This window comes from Yoonia sp. 2307UL14-13 (assembly GCF_037572755.1).
Lineage (GTDB): Bacteria > Pseudomonadota > Alphaproteobacteria > Rhodobacterales > Rhodobacteraceae > Yoonia.
Genome location: NZ_JBBIFZ010000003.1, coordinates 262,610 through 279,470 on the forward strand (window position 1 = coordinate 262,610; position 16,861 = coordinate 279,470).

The 16,861-nt window shown below is 60.0% G+C and carries 17 protein-coding genes; 6 read left to right on the top strand and 11 right to left on the bottom strand.

Annotated elements, in window-relative coordinates:
• Positions 1 to 121: 121 nt before the first annotated feature.
• Positions 122 to 901, top strand: coding sequence for a capsular polysaccharide synthesis protein (locus V8J85_RS10795; RefSeq protein WP_339953744.1), 780 nt, complete (start codon positions 122 to 124; stop codon positions 899 to 901).
• A 51-nt stretch (positions 902 to 952) separates the two neighbouring features.
• Here the strand turns inward: V8J85_RS10795 and V8J85_RS10800 are convergent, their stop codons facing one another.
• From V8J85_RS10800 to ade, 3 genes are all read right to left on the bottom strand, one after another.
• Positions 953 to 1,243 carry an HU family DNA-binding protein gene (locus tag V8J85_RS10800; RefSeq protein ID WP_247228465.1) on the bottom strand — a complete coding sequence of 97 codons (291 nt, stop codon included), beginning with the start codon at positions 1,241 to 1,243 and terminating at the stop codon, positions 953 to 955.
• Positions 1,244 to 1,377: 134 nt separating this feature from the next.
• A complete protein-coding gene (locus V8J85_RS10805) occupies positions 1,378 to 2,859 on the bottom strand; it encodes an AMP nucleosidase (RefSeq protein WP_339953745.1) in 1,482 nt (493 codons plus the stop codon).
• On the bottom strand, positions 2,856 to 4,649 hold the full coding sequence (gene ade / locus V8J85_RS10810) for an adenine deaminase (RefSeq protein WP_339953746.1): 1,794 nt from the start codon (positions 4,647 to 4,649) through the stop codon (positions 2,856 to 2,858). The genes V8J85_RS10805 and ade overlap by 4 nt, the downstream gene beginning before the upstream one ends.
• A gap of 354 nt (positions 4,650 to 5,003) precedes the next feature.
• On the opposite strand from ade, the gene V8J85_RS10815 reads away from it, so the two are divergent.
• Positions 5,004 to 5,333, top strand: a complete 330-nt coding sequence (locus V8J85_RS10815; RefSeq protein WP_339953747.1) for a hypothetical protein — start codon at positions 5,004 to 5,006, stop codon at positions 5,331 to 5,333.
• A 10-nt stretch (positions 5,334 to 5,343) separates the two neighbouring features.
• Here the strand turns inward: V8J85_RS10815 and tspO are convergent, their stop codons facing one another.
• Genes tspO through V8J85_RS10830 form a run of 3 tightly spaced genes read right to left on the bottom strand, consistent with a single transcriptional unit; the run spans position 5,344 to position 8,397 of the window.
• Positions 5,344 to 5,823 (bottom strand): tryptophan-rich sensory protein TspO, encoded by a 480-nt coding sequence (tspO, locus tag V8J85_RS10820; protein ID WP_339953748.1) that lies wholly within the window; start codon positions 5,821 to 5,823, stop codon positions 5,344 to 5,346.
• A gap of 25 nt (positions 5,824 to 5,848) precedes the next feature.
• The gene (crtB, locus tag V8J85_RS10825) at positions 5,849 to 6,871 is read right to left on the bottom strand and encodes a 15-cis-phytoene synthase (RefSeq protein ID WP_339953749.1); all 1,023 of its coding nucleotides are present in this window, start codon (positions 6,869 to 6,871) and stop codon (positions 5,849 to 5,851) included.
• Positions 6,868 to 8,397 (bottom strand): phytoene desaturase, encoded by a 1,530-nt coding sequence (locus V8J85_RS10830; RefSeq protein WP_339953750.1) that lies wholly within the window; start codon positions 8,395 to 8,397, stop codon positions 6,868 to 6,870. The genes crtB and V8J85_RS10830 overlap by 4 nt, the downstream gene beginning before the upstream one ends.
• A gap of 110 nt (positions 8,398 to 8,507) precedes the next feature.
• Here V8J85_RS10830 and crtA point away from each other — a divergent pair, with 110 nt between their 5' ends.
• The 4 genes from crtA to bchO are packed head-to-tail and all read left to right on the top strand — an operon-like array spanning position 8,508 to position 12,704.
• Positions 8,508 to 9,212 carry a spheroidene monooxygenase gene (gene crtA, locus V8J85_RS10835; protein WP_339953751.1) on the top strand — a complete coding sequence of 235 codons (705 nt, stop codon included), beginning with the start codon at positions 8,508 to 8,510 and terminating at the stop codon, positions 9,210 to 9,212.
• Positions 9,209 to 10,210 carry a magnesium chelatase ATPase subunit I gene (bchI, locus tag V8J85_RS10840; protein ID WP_339953752.1) on the top strand — a complete coding sequence of 334 codons (1,002 nt, stop codon included), beginning with the start codon at positions 9,209 to 9,211 and terminating at the stop codon, positions 10,208 to 10,210. Before crtA ends, bchI begins: the two co-directional genes overlap by 4 nt.
• Positions 10,155 to 11,861, top strand: coding sequence for a magnesium chelatase subunit D (locus tag V8J85_RS10845; protein ID WP_445285894.1), 1,707 nt, complete (start codon positions 10,155 to 10,157; stop codon positions 11,859 to 11,861). The genes bchI and V8J85_RS10845 overlap by 56 nt, the downstream gene beginning before the upstream one ends.
• Positions 11,862 to 12,704, top strand: a complete 843-nt coding sequence (gene bchO / locus V8J85_RS10850; RefSeq protein WP_339953754.1) for an alpha/beta fold hydrolase BchO — start codon at positions 11,862 to 11,864, stop codon at positions 12,702 to 12,704.
• A 52-nt stretch (positions 12,705 to 12,756) separates the two neighbouring features.
• Here bchO and V8J85_RS10855 read toward each other — a convergent pair whose 3' ends face one another.
• The 5 genes from V8J85_RS10855 to V8J85_RS10875 form a co-directional block, all read right to left on the bottom strand.
• Positions 12,757 to 13,200: a c-type cytochrome gene (locus V8J85_RS10855; protein WP_339953755.1), complete on the bottom strand. Its 444-nt coding sequence runs from the start codon at positions 13,198 to 13,200 to the stop codon at positions 12,757 to 12,759.
• 112 nt (positions 13,201 to 13,312) lie between these two features.
• The gene (hemA, locus tag V8J85_RS10860; RefSeq protein WP_339953756.1) at positions 13,313 to 14,527 is read right to left on the bottom strand and encodes a 5-aminolevulinate synthase; all 1,215 of its coding nucleotides are present in this window, start codon (positions 14,525 to 14,527) and stop codon (positions 13,313 to 13,315) included.
• Positions 14,517 to 15,314, bottom strand: coding sequence for a putative photosynthetic complex assembly protein PuhE (gene puhE / locus V8J85_RS10865; RefSeq protein ID WP_339953757.1), 798 nt, complete (start codon positions 15,312 to 15,314; stop codon positions 14,517 to 14,519). The genes hemA and puhE overlap by 11 nt, the downstream gene beginning before the upstream one ends.
• A gap of 82 nt (positions 15,315 to 15,396) precedes the next feature.
• Positions 15,397 to 16,527, bottom strand: a complete 1,131-nt coding sequence (gene acsF / locus V8J85_RS10870) for a magnesium-protoporphyrin IX monomethyl ester (oxidative) cyclase (protein ID WP_339953758.1) — start codon at positions 16,525 to 16,527, stop codon at positions 15,397 to 15,399.
• Positions 16,524 to 16,820, bottom strand: coding sequence for a hypothetical protein (locus V8J85_RS10875; RefSeq protein ID WP_339953759.1), 297 nt, complete (start codon positions 16,818 to 16,820; stop codon positions 16,524 to 16,526). The genes acsF and V8J85_RS10875 overlap by 4 nt, the downstream gene beginning before the upstream one ends.
• Positions 16,821 to 16,861: the final 41 nt, after the last annotated feature.

Sequence of the window (16,861 nt, forward strand, 5' to 3'; positions counted from 1 at the left end):
AGCCTGTTTCGATCGGTGTCGAAAGCGCAGAGTGGTATCGCCCGATCACCCCACGTACAACAACGGCACCGCCATCATCATAAGGACATTGCTTTGCCGGAACATACGCTGACAGCCTTCCTTGAGCAGGGTTACGTCCCTCGCCCATCGGCCCAAACTGGCAAGGCGCTCAAACGACGACACAGTGCCGCCGACCTGCCGCGCCGTATCCACATTTTTTTGGGATACGGGATTTGAAACGGCACCAGATATTGTCAAGCTATGTGCCCAAAGCTGGCTGCGTTTTCATCCGGATTGGGATGTTGTTCTGCTCGACCAAACGCAGGCCGACGAAATCCTGCCACGCGACGGTTTCCCGGCGGAAATGATCATTTCGCACTACGCCGACATGCTGCGTACGGCGCTTTTGCTGAAACATGGTGGTGTATGGGCCGATGCCACTTGCCTGTGCCTCAAGCCGCTTGATGGCTGGCTTCCCAACATCTTCAACCAGTGCGGCTTTTTCGCGTTCCACAAGCCGGGACCGGACCGGCTGATCTCAAGCTGGTTCCTCGCCGCCGCCAAGAACAGCGTTGTCGTGGAAGAGATGCACGCGATCTTCGGCGCGTACTGGAAATGGGGACCGCATCACGCGGGTAAGCCACCCTATTTCTGGTTCCACTACCTGTTCGAACATCTGGTTCAGGACAACCGCGACGTCCGTGCGCGCTGGTCACATGCACCCAAGATCAGCGCGGTGCCGGTACATCAGCTGAAACGACTTCTCAGTGGAACGATTGACGATACCGCGCGCATCCGCGCTATGATCGGCGCAACGCCAGTTCAAAAGCTGACGCACAAGCAAGACATCAAAGTCGACGACATCCTTGAGATCTTGGATCAGGTCGGCATCACGCTCTAACGAAAAAGGGCCGCCCGAAGGCAGCCCTGCATCCGCATATGCGATCTGATATTAGCCGTTCACGCTGTCCTTCAGCGCCTTTGCGATCGTCATCTTCACAACCTTGTCCGCGTCTTTCTTGATCTGCTCACCCGTGGCCGGGTTGCGGACCATACGCTCGGGGCGCTCGCGGCAGTAGATCTTGCCGACACCGGGTAGTGTGACGGCGCCACCACCGGATACTTCTTTGGTGATGATGCCGGTCACAGCGTCCAAAGCAGACCCTGCTGCTTTCTTGTCCATGCCTGTTTCGTCGGCCAATGCAGCCACCAGCTGCGCTTTTGTCATTGGTTTTGTCGCCATTTTACTGGTCTCCCTCGTTCGCCCAACCTGTAGGGCCAATTACCCCGCTATATAACGGTATGTTGTGGCACCCCACAATGGTTAGTGCAAGTTTACAAGGGAAAATCGTGCCTTTTGGGGTGTTTTCCGCCACGTTAGAGGAAAGCTGTTTCCTCAAAGCTACGCAATTTGCGGCTGTGGATGCGTTCCAGCGGCATTTCGCGCAGCCGTTCCATGGCCCGGATCCCGATCATCAGATGCGCAGCCACCTGTGTTTTATAGAATTCGGAGGCCATGCCGGGCAGTTTCAACTCCCCGTGAAGCGGCTTATCAGACACGCAAAGAAGCGTCCCGTAAGGCACCCGGAACCGGAACCCGTTGGCCGCGATCGTGGCGCTTTCCATGTCCAGCGCAATCGCCCGTGATTGCGATAGCCGCTGCACCGGCCCCGCCTGCTCGCGCAGTTCCCAGTTGCGGTTGTCGATGGTGGCCACCGTACCGGTGCGCATGATGCGCTTCAACTCGTAACCTTCCAACTCGGTCACATCCGCAACCGCCCCTTCCAGTGCGATCTGGATTTCCGCCAACGCCGGGATCGGCACCCAAACGGGCAGATCATCATCAAGCACGTGATCTTCGCGCAGATAGGCATGGGCCAAAACAAAATCGCCAAGGCGCTGCGAATTTCGCAGGCCGGCACAGTGCCCAACCATCAGCCAGGCATGCGGACGCAGCACCGCGATATGGTCCGTCGCCGTCTTCGCATTCGATGGCCCCACCCCGATATTCACCAACGTGATGCCACTGCCATTGGCACGCTTCAGATGGTATGTCGGCATCTGCGGCATCTTCGCTGGCTGCGGCAGGGGCGCATCCGCTTCCGTGATCTCGACATTCCCGGTGCTGACGAAACTGGTGTAGCCGCTGTCGGGGTCGGCGATCATGTGGCGGGCATAGGCCTCAAACTCGTCCACATAAAACTGATAGTTGGTGAACAGCACGTGGTTCTGAAAATGCTCTGCCGCCGTGGCCGTGTAGTGCTGTAGACGGGCCAATGAATAGTCCACCCGCTGCGCCGTGAACGGCGCCAATGGCCGCGCACCGTCGGGATACGTGAAACCTTCGCCATTCACGATTGCATCGTGTGTCGTGCTCAGATCCGGCACGTCAAACGCATCGCGCAGGTTGAACTCCATCGATCCGTCCTGCGGGACCGTCAGCGCCGGATCGTGCGCAGCCGCGAAATGGACTGGCATCACGGTGTCGGATACGCCGATAATAACCGGCATGCCATGGCTTTTGATCAGCAGCCCAATCTGCTGGCGCAGATATTCGGCGAACAGGTCGGGGCGGGTCACGGTCGTGGCATATGTCCCAGGCTCGGCCACGTGTCCAAAAGATAGACGGGTATCGGTCTTGGCATAGGTCGTCGTGGTCAGCCGGATTTCCGGATAGTAGGCGCGCACCCGCGTCTCGGGCTGACCCTCTCGCAGGGCCGCAGCAAAGTTTTCGGACAAAAACTTTACCGCCGCGTCATAAAGCGCGATCAACCGCTCCACCGCCTTGCCCGCATCGGTAAAGGCCTCTGCCTTGGGGACATCGGGTGTGCGGATCGCGATCTTATGCGCAAGGTTCATGCGTTTTCCTCAAACAGTTCCGTAATCTCGAATTTATCCACGTCCACCAGACCCAAATCAGAAATGCGCAACGACGGAATGACAACCAATGCCAGCAGCGAATGCTGCATATAGGCGTTGTTCAGCGTGCAGCCGCATGTCGCCATCGCCCGCACCATCTGGTCGGCCTTCGCCGCGACCTCTGCCGCTGGGCTGTCAGACATCAGGCCCGCGATGGGGAGTTCCACCAGCGCCAGTTCCTGACCGTCCTTCCAGACCGTCACACCGCCACCAACCTCGCCCAGCCGATTGGCCGCAGCGGCCATCATATCACGATCTGTGCCCACAACGATCATATGATGACTGTCATGCGCCACGGTCGAGGCCATTGCCATGCGGCCCTTGTATCCAAACCCCGACACGAAGCCGTTCGTGACCTGACCCGTGGCACGGTGCCGCTCGACAAGGGCGATCTGATAGGTGTCGCCCTCACCCTCCACGCGGCCATCAACGACCGGCAATTCCGCAGTCAAAGCCTGCGTCGGCGCCTGGTTTTCAACCACACCAATGACCTTGGCCCTTACCTTGTTCGCGCCGTCGGGTGCCAGGATGTCAAAGCGCGACGCATCAAGCGACTTCATCCGCACGGTCTGCCGCGCATCCGCGGGCCAGTCGTAATGCGGGCAATCAACGGTGATCTTCCCATCCCGCGCGACGGTCTGCCCCCGCGCGATCACTTCCTCGATCGGCAAAGTTGTCAGATCAGACGTCAGGATCACATCCGCCCGCCGCCCCGGCGCGATTGAGCCCAGTTCGCGCTCTAACCCGAAATGCGTCGCCGTGTTGATCGTCGCCATCTGCAACGCGATCAGCGGATCACATCCACACGCAATCGCATGGCGCACCACCCGGTTCATATGCCCGTCATTCACCAGTGTGCCCGCCATGCAATCATCCGTACACAGAATGAAATTCCGCGGATCGAGCCCCTTTTCCGTCACCGCCGTGATTTGGCTTTCCACATCATACCAGGCCGAGCCCAGCCGCATCATCGACCGCATCCCATTGCGCACACGCGCAATCGCGTCGGCTTCCGCCGTGCCTTCATGATCGTCCGATGCACCACCTGCGACATAAGCCGAAAACGCAACGCCCTTATCGGGCGAGGCATAATGCCCACCCACCGTCTTACCCGCATGCATCGTCGCCGCCATCTCGGCCAGCATCTGCGGATCACCATTGATGACACCGGGAAAGTTCATCATCTCGCCCAGCCCGATGATGCCCGGCCAGGCCATCGCCTCGGCCACATCCTCGGCGCTGATCTCAAACCCGGTCGTCTCCAATCCCGGCGCCGAGGGCGCGCAAGAGGGCATCTGCGTATAGATGTTGATCGGCTGCATCAGCGCCTCATCATGCATCATCCGCACGCCTTTGAGGCCCAGCACATTTGCAATCTCATGCGGGTCGGTAAACATGGTCGTCGTGCCATGCGGGATGACAGCGGCGGCAAATTCGGCGGGCGTCAGCATCCCGCTTTCGATATGCATATGGCCGTCGCACAAACCGGGGATCAGATAGCGACCCTCCGCTTCAGTCACCCGCGTCTCAGGGCCAATGCAATGGCTCGCATCCGGACCAACATAAGCAAAACGGCCATCCGCCACAGCCACCTGCCACTCCAGCACCTCACGGGTCTGCACATTCACGAGCTTCCCACCGCGAATACCCAGATCAGCCGGTTCCCGCCCCGCGGCGACCGAGACCAAGCGGGAGGCCGACTCAGCCCATGATTTGAAGTGAAGTTCCATCCCCAATGGTTTCACCGTTTGGGGAGAGGTGCAAGAGGCACAGTTTCGGCGCGCGCATGGTTACGAATTGATGCGCAAACACCGGCAAATGTCCCGCCCGGTGGGCACCACCGGGCATCGCCCGACCTCCCCCCGGAGAGCGATTTTGCAGCGTTTCAAGAAGCATAAGGTCAGGTCGTTTGGCTATGTCGTATAGTGCAGAAGTGTTGCAACGCCCTCCAGGTCGGGCAATGCCCTCGACGCTATGGATTAGACCTTTGGATGCAAATGGCTAAACACTGGGCCATAATGTTCATACGGTTTGTCATCAACACAAGATTGCCTGACATGGCAGCGCGAAGCGGGATTTTCGGGATGGCATACAGCCTTCTCAAAAGTCCCGAGACTGATCAATACATTGCCCAGCAGATAAAATCGGAATTGGATTGGTTCGAAGAACACCTGCGCATTCCCAATCGCTTCAACAAAACAAAATCAAAGGGCGCCTATAGAAGGAACACCAAAGGCATCGCATGGTTTCGCAACAATGACAGCGAAGCGTTAGAACGGGCATACGCGCTTTCAGAACTCATCAGATGCTGCGGCATCGATGTGCAGGAGATCATCAGCGACCGAATAGGCTACTTCGTCTACGAAGACGATGTTCAGATCATTGCCGAACCGTTCGCGGACACGCCGACATAGCGGCAACCCCCTATACCTTCCCCACCTCCAAAGCCTCCACATCCGGGTTCAGCCGCACCATCGCCACGTTCAGCGCCCCAGCCACCGTCACCCACACCAGATACGGCACAAACGCCAGCCCGGCCCACATGTCCAGCTGCCAATGCGTCACCGTGCAGCCCAGCACGGACAGCCACAGCACCGCCATCACCGGCAACGCGCCTTTCAGCCGCCGCAGCCCGAAAAACACCGGCGTCCATAACGCATTAAACGCGATCTGCATCGCCCAGAAAGCCATCGCATAGGCGCTCCCCTCCAGCACGGCGACCCGCGCCCCGGCAAAGGACATCAGCAGATAAATCGTCGTCCACGCCACCGGAAACAGCCAGTTCGGAGGCACCCACGACGGCTTGTTCAGCTTCTCATACCACTCCCCCGGCGGAAAGGCCGCGCCGGTGGCGCCCGCCCCGAAACAGGCGGTCAGAAACATCAGGAATAGCCAGATATCCATGGACAGGCTCCTTTCCGTCCATCAACTAGGCCATCGGACGGTCGGTTCCAATCCCGCTTTCGCGCGCCTTCAACTCGGCCAGCACCTGCAGGACAGAGGCTGACCGCCCCGGATCCTGCCGCGCACGGCTGGCGGCATCGACCAGAAAGGCGACTTCGTCCAATGGTCGCGCATAAACCACCGCGGATTGCGGCATCAGCACCGATCCGGCACAACGTAACCCCGATTGCATCAGCCATCCCAGCTTTTGCGGACCCGAGGTACGCGCCCGCATCGAAATACTGTCATAACCATGTCGCCTGACCTGCCGCCCGATCCCCGCATAAATCAGCCGAGCCGCCCAAATCCCTGTCCGCGCCTGCATAGGCAGCACATTGATTCCGGCCTCTGACCGGCGATAAAGCCTGTCCGCCTCGGCCAGTAACCGCTTGACCATCCGACGTACGGCATCCGTCGGCAGCGGCTCGCGAACGAAATTCACCGGATCAACTCTGGCCTCTGCCAACCAATCAAGCGGCAGGTAAATCCGCCCCATCCGCGCATCCTCGCCCACATCACGGGCGATATTCGTCAACTGCATCGCAACACCCAGATCACAGGCACGGGCCAGCGCATCAGGATCACGCACACGCATCAGCACGCACATCATCGCGCCAACGGCGGCGGCGACACGGGCGGAATAGTCACGCACGCCGCTTAACGTCTCATACCGATGCTCTGCCGCATCCCATGCCAAGCCCTCCAACAGGGCTTCCGGCAAGGCGCGCGGCATCTCGAAATCCTCGACTATCGCGGCAAAGGCGCGATCTTCGGGTGCGTTCTTCGGCCGACCCGCATAAGCAGCATCCAAACGCTCTTGCAGGCGCAAGACAGCGCCAGTCTGATATTCGCCCTCGTCCACCTCATCATCCGCCAGCCTGCAAAACGCATACAGCGCCAGCGCCGGATCACGCACCTTGGCAGGCAGCAGCTTTGAGGCCGCATGAAACGACAACGACCCATGGCGGATCGCGTTGCGACAATGGTTAAGGTCTCCCGGTTGGATCATTCAGCGGCCATCTTCAATTCAGGTTGCGCCGGGGCGTCCGGCACCAGTTTGCCAAGCACTTCCGCGCTGGAAATCACCCCCGGCACGCCCGCACCGGGATGGGTACCTGCACCGACCAGATAAAGACCCTTGGCCTCTTCACTGACATTATGCGGGCGGAACCAGGCCGATTGCAGAATGCGCGGCTCGATCGAAAACCCAGAGCCGTTGGGCGACAGATACCGGTCACGGAAATCCTCTGGGGTCAGGGTCATCTCGGTGACGATCCGCTCCGCAAAACCGGGCAGATATTTTTCGACCTCGGCCTGCACCTTGGCCTTGTAGACATCCCGTTCGACCGCCCAGTCCACCGGCTTGTCAAAGCCCAGATGCGGAACGGGCGACAGAACATAGAACGTATCATCCCCCTGCGGCGCGACCGACGGGTCGGTCTTGGAGGGCCGGTGTATATACAGACTCATGTCATCGGCCAGCTTGCCCTTCATGAAGATATCCTTCAGCAGGCCCTCATAACGCGGCGCATTGGTGATCGTGTGGTGGCCGACATCAGACCACATCTCCGCTGTGCCCTTGGTCCCGAAATACCAGACAAACAGCCCCATCGACCACCGGCGCGACTTTAGCTTGCGATCCGTCCAGCGTTTCCGTTGTTTCCAGCGCAACAGCCGCTGATACGTATGTCCCGCGTCCGCATTGCTGACGACCAGCGGCGCATCCAGCACCTGCCCATCGCTCAGCCGGACACCCTTGGCAGTATCACTATCGACAACGATCTCATCCACCTCGACGCCCAGCCGCACCTGCCCGCCCTGAGACCGGATCACGTTCACCATCGCGTCGGCAATCGCCTGCACACCGCCCATCGCGTAATGGACGCCGAACTGCTTCTCAAGATAAGCGACAAGCGCGTACATCGATGTCACATGGCGCGGATCACCCCCGATAAACAGCGGGTGAAACGACAGCGCCATGCGTAAACGCGGGTCTTTCACACGGGCCTTCGCCAGCCCAAGAATAGACCGATCCGCCCGCAGCATCGCAAATTCCGGCAGTACCTTGATCGTCTCCCATAACCGGTGCATCGGCTTGGCGACCATGCCCTCGAAACCAAGGACATAACGGCGCTCACTATCTTTCAGAAAGCACTGATAACCCTTCACATCACCCGGCGACAACCGCGCAACCTCGGCCAGCATCGCATCGGTATCCTGACGCGCCACAAACTTCGATCCATCCGGCCAACGCACCTCGTAAAACGGGTCCATCGGCCGCAAGTCCACATCACGGTGAAAATCGCGCCCGCAGGCGGCCCACAAATCCTCATAAACCTGCGGTACGGTGATAATCGTCGGCCCCAGATCAAAGCGATGGCCGTCCTGCATGACAGACGACCCGCGTCCGCCCGGCCGATCAAGGCGATCCAGAACGGTGACGGCATAACCCTTCGCGCCCAACCGCATCGCGGCGGCAAGCCCGCCAAGACCGGCGCCAATCACGATGGCCGTATTCGAGTCGTTTGATGTCATCCTAAGACAACACTAGTAGTGTCAGCTAAAGTTGACAAATGTTATCGCATGATCTTCCAAAGTGATGGGACCTGTGTCAGGATTAGTTGACACCACGTGAGGTTCACGCCGTGACTCAAACCGTCACTCTTTCATTTTTCCGCTTTTCCGGCCTGCGCGCACGGGCTTGGGCGTTGATGATGATGGGGGCGGCACGGCCTAGCCTGGCCAAAACACCCGACATCGGCTTTTGGAAACTGTGCGGCGCGGGCAAGGGCGAAGGTTTCAATCCCACCGTCACCCCATTCACCATCGCGATCCTCGCCACGTGGAACGATGCTGACATCGCACAGGATCGAACCGCCAACGCTCCGATATTCCGGCGCTACGCCAAACGCAGCGCGGAAAACTGGACCGTTTTCCTGCAAGCGCGATCCGTCCGCGGCGCATGGGACGGCAAAACACCCTTCACAACGGGTGAGACGCAAGATGACGGCCCCATGGCCGCCTTGACCCGCGCATCGATCCGCAAGTCGGCGATCCTGCAATTCTGGAAACAGGTCCCCGATATCTCGGCCAATATCGGCGCGGACCCGAACGTGATGTTCAAGGCGGGAATTGGCGAATTACCGATGCTGGATCAGATCACGTTTTCCATCTGGCCGGACAAGGCAACGATGGACGGTTTTGCCAGAACCGGCCCCCATGGCGCGGCCATCAAGGCGGTGCGCGCCGGCAACTGGTTCTCCGAGGAACTCTTCGCCCGCTTCGCCGTCCATTCGGACCGCGGCACATGGAACGGCATCTCGCCCCTCAAACGATTGGAGGCCGCATGACCCCTTTCCCCTTCTCCGCCATCGTCGGACAGGACGAGATGAAGCGCGCGATGATCCTGACGGCCATCGATGCCAGCATCGGTGGCGTGCTGGTGTTCGGCGACCGGGGCACCGGCAAATCGACCGCCGTCCGTGCGTTGGCCGCGCTGCTGCCGCCCATCAAAGCCATCAAGAACTGCCCCGTGAACAGCGCGAAAGCCGCGCAGGTTCCGTCATGGGCCAACCTCAAAACCAAGCGCGCGCATGAAATGCCTACCCCCGTGGTCGACCTACCCTTGGGCGCGACCGAAGACCGCGTGACCGGCGCGCTCGACATCGAAAAGGCGCTGACCAAAGGCGAAAAGGCGTTCCAGCCGGGTCTTCTGGCCAAGGCCAACCGGGGCTACCTCTACATCGACGAGGTCAACCTGCTCGAAGACCACATCGTCGACCTCCTCCTTGATGTTGCCCAATCCGGCGAGAACGTCGTGGAACGCGAAGGGCTATCCATCCGTCACCCCGCCCGCTTCGTGCTCGTCGGCTCCGGCAACCCGGAAGAGGGCGAATTGCGCCCCCAACTGCTCGACCGGTTCGGGCTGTCGGTCGAGGTCACGTCGCCCACCGACATTGACGAACGGGTCGAGGTCATCAAACGCCGCGATGCGTTCGAGAACGACAACACCGCCTTCATGCTGCGCTGGCAGGCCGAAGACGCGGCGATCCGCGACCGTATCCTGACCGCGCGCAAGGCGCTGGGCAAGCTGAAGACCTCTGACAAGGTCCTCAAGGATGTTGCCGAACTGTGCCTCGCACTTGGCTCCGACGGGCTGCGCGGCGAACTGACCCTGCTCAAAGCCGCCCGCGCCTATGCCGCGTGGCGGGACGACACTGCGCTTACACGCGCCCATCTCCGGGACGTGGCGCCGATGGCATTGCGGCATCGACTGCGACGTGATCCACTGGATGAGGCGGGCAGTGGCACACGTGTCGCACGGACCGTGGACGAAGTTCTTGGATAACTGGCAGCGGGCCACCTTGGCCTTGCAACTCTTGGCCATTGATCCCGGCTTGGGTGGGATCATGATCCGCGCGCGATCAGGCCCGGTGCGGGATCAGCTGTTAAAGCGCATTGATCCCTATGCCCGAAAAATTCATCCGGCGATCAGCGACGAAGCGCTTTTTGGTGGATTAGACCTGGCCGCAACACTCAGCGCCGGACACGTCGTCAAGAAAGCAGGCCTTCTCTCCAAACCGGGGCCACTAGTTCTAACCATGGCCGAACGCGCGCCCGTCCGGTTCGCCGCGCACTTGGCAATGGCACTGGACCGGGGCGAAGGACTCACGCTCATCGCATTGGACGAAGGGGCGGAACCAGACGAGGCGGTTGATCCCAAACTCTCCGAACGTCTCGCGTTCCACATAGACCTATCTGACGTGTCGTTGCGCGACATCGCCACCATACCGCCCGGCATCGCCGGGCAGCCCCCGACCGCCCCCTCGGGCGGGGGCTTCACCCCCACCCGCGGTCGGGAACTACCCTCTGTTCCGCAAAAGGCCCTAGAACAAATCACCCAAATCGCCGCCCAACTCGGCATCGATAGCCTTCGCGCACCCCTCTTCGCCCTCCGCGCCGCAAAGGCGCATGCAGCCCTTCACAACCGCGATGAAATCACTGCAAAGGACATCGAAACCGCCTGCGCCCTGACGCTCGCCCATCGCGCGACACGCATTCCCGAGCCGGAACCAAAAGAACCCGAGGCACCGCCGCCCGACCAATCCACCGACACTCAGGAAAACCCCCTCGATATCCCCAACGAACTGATCCTCGACGCCGTCCGCGCGCTCCTCCCCGACAACCTGCTCGACCGGCTCGCCGCGCAAAAGGCACGACAAGGCCGTGGCAACGGTTCGGGCGCGGCGCGCAAAGGCAACCGGCGCGGCAGACCACTGCCATCGCGCCCCGGTCGCCTGACCGACGGCGCGCGGCTCGACCTGATCGGCACCCTCCGCGCCGCCGCCCCCTGGCAAACCATCCGGTGCAATGCAACCGGTCGCGAAGGCCTGCACATCCGACCCAGCGATTTCCGTATCAAACGGTACGAGGAAAAGTCCGACCGGCTGCTCATCTTTACCGTCGATGCGTCGGGCTCCGCCGCGCTCACCCGCCTCGCCGAGGCAAAAGGCGCTGTCGAACTCCTCCTGTCGCAAGCCTATGCAAGGCGCGATCATGTGGCGCTGGTGGCGTTCCGCGGCAGCGACGCCGAACTCCTCTTGCCGCCTACCCGCTCACTCGTACAAACCAAACGTCGGCTTGCTGGATTGCCGGGGGGTGGAGGTACACCGCTCGCCGCCGGAATGCGCACCGCGTTTGATCAAGCCTTGCAAGCCACACGCAAAGGGCTGACGCCGACGGTCGCAATTCTGACCGACGGTCGCGCCAATATCGCACTCGATGGCAGCGCCGACCGGAAAAAGGCCGCGTCGGATGCACAACAGATGGCCAAAGTGCTACGCAGCAATGGCGTGGGTGCGCTGGTTATCGATACCGGCAATCGACCCGAACTCGCCTTGCGCAATCTCGCGCAAACGCTTGATGCAGCATATCTGCCACTCCCCCGCGCGGATGCCCAACGTCTGTCGCAATCCGTCGCCACTGCGCTCGGCGACTAGATGCGGTGGCCACCCGACCCCGCGACATGGCCGATGGCCGCCCATTCGCGGCAGGTTCTGCACCGGCCCCACCGCTGGCATATCCAGGAAGACGGCAGCGGCGATACGATCATCCTGATCCACGGCGCAGGCGGCGCAACCCAGAGTTTTCGGCACCTCTTTCCAATCCTGACCAAGACTCACCACGTGGTCACCTTCGACCTCCCCGGTCAGGGCTTTACCCAGCTTGGCGCCCAACAGCGGTGCGGGCTCGACCACATGGCCGAAGACATCCTCAGCCTGATCCGGCACGAGGGCTGGAAACCTACGCAACTCATCTGCCACTCTGCCGGAACAGCCATTGCATTGCGGCTTTGGGAACTCGGGCTGCGGCCCGCCAAAGGGGTCTTTGGCGTCAACGCCGCCCTCGGCAATTTCAAAGGTGTCGCAGGCTGGCTTTTCCCCATGATGGCCAAGGCGCTTGCGGTCACACCCTTCAGTGCCACGATGTTCGCCGCAACCACGACACGCAGCAGCGTGCGCACACTGATCCAAGGCACCGGATCGACGCTGGATCGCGCCGGGTTAGAGCTTTACTACCAACTGGCTACTGACAAGGGCCACGTGGACGCAACATTGTCGATGATGGCGCAATGGTCACTTGATGGGCTGTTGACGCGACTGCCTGAAATCGACGCCCCGACACATTTGATCACCGGCGCGAATGACATGGCCGTGCCGCCGCAGGTCAGTCGGGATGCGGCGCAAAAACTGCCGAATGCACGGTTGACGGAATTGGCCAACCTCGGCCATCTCGCACACGAGGAAGACGCGGCCACCATCGCCGACCTGATCGCCACATGAAAAAGGCCGCCGGTGTCATCACCCGCGGCCTTTCATCAAAATCGATGCAAAACTATTCTTCGGCAAACGTCGAAAGATAGGCGTACAGATCATAGGCTTGCGCCTCTTCACGTACCTGATAGGCCATCTTGCCACGGGCGCGGCGATCATCCAGCGTCTCACGCAACCAACCGGTCGGGTCCTGTACGTAGCCCACGAACGCTTCCTCGGTCCAAGGCGTCTCGGCCTCACCAAGCGCCGTCAGAGAGTCGCTATAGCGGAACCCTTCCACAGATCCGATCGTACGACCGGCTATCCCATAAAGGTTGGGTCCGGTCTTTGCATTACGGCCGGCCAGGACCTCACCAGAGGCGTCGGCCACCACGTGACACGCCACGCATTGACGGTTGAATTGTTCTTCGCCAGCTGCAGCATCACCCTGGCTCGAGACATGTCCATCTGCAAAAGCCGGTGCGGCAAGCACGGCGAAGGCCGCTGCGATATTAAACTTTTTCATGATCGTGTTCCTTTTCGATCCTTTTCCGGTGACCGTTTGCCCCAGTCGATGCTCAACATAATGCACCCACAGGCCGGGTCCACCCCTCGATTCAAAATCATCATGATCGGCATTATGCAACTGCATGCGCCAGCGCGCATTGACGCCACAACACGCTTAAGGCACTGACAAGATGGTCAATATCCGCATCCGTATGTAACGGCGACGGGGTAAACCGCAGTCGCTCCGTCCCCTTCGGCACGGTCGGGTAATTGATCGGCTGCACATAGATGTCCCATTCGCGCATCAGATAATCGGCTAGCATGCGGGTCTTGACGGGGTCCTTGATCAGAACAGGCACGATATGGCTGTCATTGCGCATATGCGGAATGCCTTCGCGGTCCAGCGCGTCGCGCAGGCGGGCAACCTGCCGCCGCTGGCGCGCACGCTCCATCTCGGATTCCTTGAGATAAGCGATGGATGTCCGCGCCGCCGCAGCCACTGCCGGGGGCAACGCCGTCGTAAAGATGAACCCGGAAGCAAAGCTGCGGATGAAATCGCACAAGGCGACCGATCCGGTAATGTATCCGCCAACGACGCCAAAGGCCTTGCCCAAGGTGCCCTCGATCAGCGTGATCCGGTCCGCCAGCCCTTCGCGCTCGCTCACGCCTCCGCCACGCGGGCCGTACATGCCGACAGCATGGACCTCATCCAGATAGGTCATTGCACCATATTTCTCGGCCACCTCGACGATCTCGCGCATGGGACAGATATCGCCATCCATGGAATAGACGCTCTCAAACGCGACGATCTTGGGCACATCGGCAGGCAAGGCGCGCAGCTTCATTTCCAGATCATGCACATCATTGTGCTTCCAGATCACCTTCTGCGCCTTGGAATGGCGAATGCCCTCGATCATGCTGGCATGATTGCCTGCGTCCGACAGGATCACGCAATCTTTCAGGCGTGACCCCAGCGTCGACAACGCGGCCCAGTTGGAAACGTAACCGGAGGTGAACAAGAGAGCGGCCTCCTTGCCGTGCAAATCCGCCAATTCCCGTTCCAGCAGCAAATGATCGTGGTTCGTTCCCGAGATATTCCGGGTCCCGCCTGCACCTGTCCCCGTCCGCTCGACCGCCTCGCACATGGCTTCGATCACCTTCGGATGCTGCCCCATCCCCAGATAATCGTTCGAACACCATACGGTGACATCGCGCACCCCATGTTCATCATGATTGGCCGCCCGCGGAAACTTTCCGCATTTACGCTCCAGCTCGGCAAAATATCGGTAATTGCCTTCGCTCTTGAGGGTCTCAAGCTGATCATTGAAGAGGATGTCAAAGTCCATGTCGTCCGTCCTTGTTGGGCAGTGTATTGGGCGCAGGAAGCATCCAGCGCCAGAGTTTCGCATCAGGCAGTGGCACCACCATCAGCCAGTGTTCAAGCAGGGCCAGCGCGGCCAGTGCAGTCAGCAAGGCAAAGCCGACGGATGTCGCTGCAGCCTCAGCCGACCACAAACGTTCGGCGCAAACGGCCAGCATCGCGGTCAGCAACGTAATCGCGATCGGAAAGGCCAGCGTGACCGGACCACGACGAAAATACGATTTCAGATGGGTGAGCGGTGCGGGGACAAATTCGGTATTGATACGCGGCACGCCGAAATAAAGGTTCAGCTTTGCAAAGATACGGGCCAGGAACAGAACCAGATAGGTGGACACCGCCATGCGGTTCGGCATCCCCTGCGAGGCCAGAACCAGACCCAACAGCCCAAGCGTGAGGAACAGCTCATGATAGGCGACCGTCGCAAAGGCGCGGAAAAACCGCGCGTGGCCTGCCAGACCGGGCGGGCAATCCTCGCGCATCGGCCCGGTCACAATCCCTGCCAGAAATGCCAGTTCGACCCAGCCCCAAATGGCCAAAGCACCAAGAAAGCCCAGATAGACGCCCAGCACTGATGTATCGGCCAGCGACACGGCAACAGCCCATACCCCCAGAACCAGCATCGGCACACCTGCAAACAAGGTCGTCCCATGCGCCCCGCGCCTGTCCGCCCGTCGTACGGCCAGCATGATCATCCCGGTGGAAAACCACCAGACGAACAGGGCGAACAAGGCTGCGATCCAGGGTGACGTCATGCTTCCTCTTTTGGCCAAAAATATCCCGGAGGTGTGGAGGCAGCGCCTCCACCGGTTTTCGCTATGAAAACCGACACCCCCATCAGTAAGCGGGCTCCAGCCGCGGGCTGTCAGGCACTTCGTTGCCCTTCACCGGAATGGTCATCAGCGAGATAAACGCAAACCCGGCCTTGGCCGACCCCGCCATCCGCTTGAAGAAACCACCAACACCGCCCTGCTTCTTGCCCTCGGCAATCTGCACATTGGCGGCACCCATCCGGTTCAGCGTCGACTCCCACCTTGGGTGATCGATATCCAGCACCATCGGAAAGACCTGACGCGAAATGTCCGACGTCTTGCGGAACACTTCCTGGCCATACCATGCCGGATCAACGCCCAGCGCCTCGTGGAAGGCAGGGCGCTGATGATCCCGCACCCACATGGTCGAAAACACCGCTGTCAGGAAGAACTTGATCCACATCTTGTTCACCCGCGTTTCGGTCAGTTTCGGATCGGTCTTCATCAACAGGGCAAAGGCCTCGCCATGCGAAAACTCGTCATTGCACCATTCGCAGAACCACTTGAAAATCGGGTGGAACCGCTTCTCCGGGTGCTTCTCCAGGTGGCGATAGATCGTGATGTAACGCGCATATCCGATCTTTTCCGACAGGTAGGTGGCGTAATAGATGAACTTTGGTCGGAAATAGGTATACTTTTTGGCTTGCGTCAAAAAGCCAAGGTTCACCGCAATCCCCGCCTCACGCAGCGCATCATTGATGAACCCGGCATGCCGCGCCTCATCCCGCGCCATCAACTGAAACAGGGTCGTGATGTCTGCATTGGACCCACGGCGCTTCATTTCCTTATACAGAACGCAACCCGAAAACTCGGCGGTACAGCTTGAGATCAGAAAGTCGATGAACTCCGCCTTCAGCTTCGGCTCCATCCCGTCCCAGTCGATGTGGTCCCAGTCCTCGTTCTTCTTGAAATGGCCCTTGTTCGGGTCGGCCTTCATCGCCGCGATCAGCTTGTCCCATTCCTCTCTGACGGGGGTCACGTCGATCGCATCCATCTCGTCAAAGTCAGTGGTGTAGAACCGCGGCGTCAGCAGCGTGTTCTGCAAGGCGACATCAGTGGCCATCTTGCTGTCGATCACCGGATCATAATTGCCAGCGGTAAGCGCCTCTTCGACCGTGCTGGCATCGGCGGAATGTGTGGGGTTCTGAACGTTCATGACATCACCTCTTCGCTGAATGAGAATTCACACAATTCCATGAATTCCAGATCACCCGTCGCACGGGTCCACATCTGTTCCAGCTTGCTTGCGCGCGTGATCACAGCGGTACGCTTTTCTTCGACAAGCTCACCGAACGCCGCCATGATCTCTGGCCCCTGCACCTGCACGGTGTCTCCTGGGTAGATGACGGCGCCATTGTCCAACCGGACATGCGCCGACAATTCTTCGAACCTGTGGGAAATCGTCACCGTACACGGCGCGGTTTCCTTTTCTCGAAACAATAAACCCATGTGCGTTCCCTCTCACATTTCAGGCGCAAGGTGGCTAACCC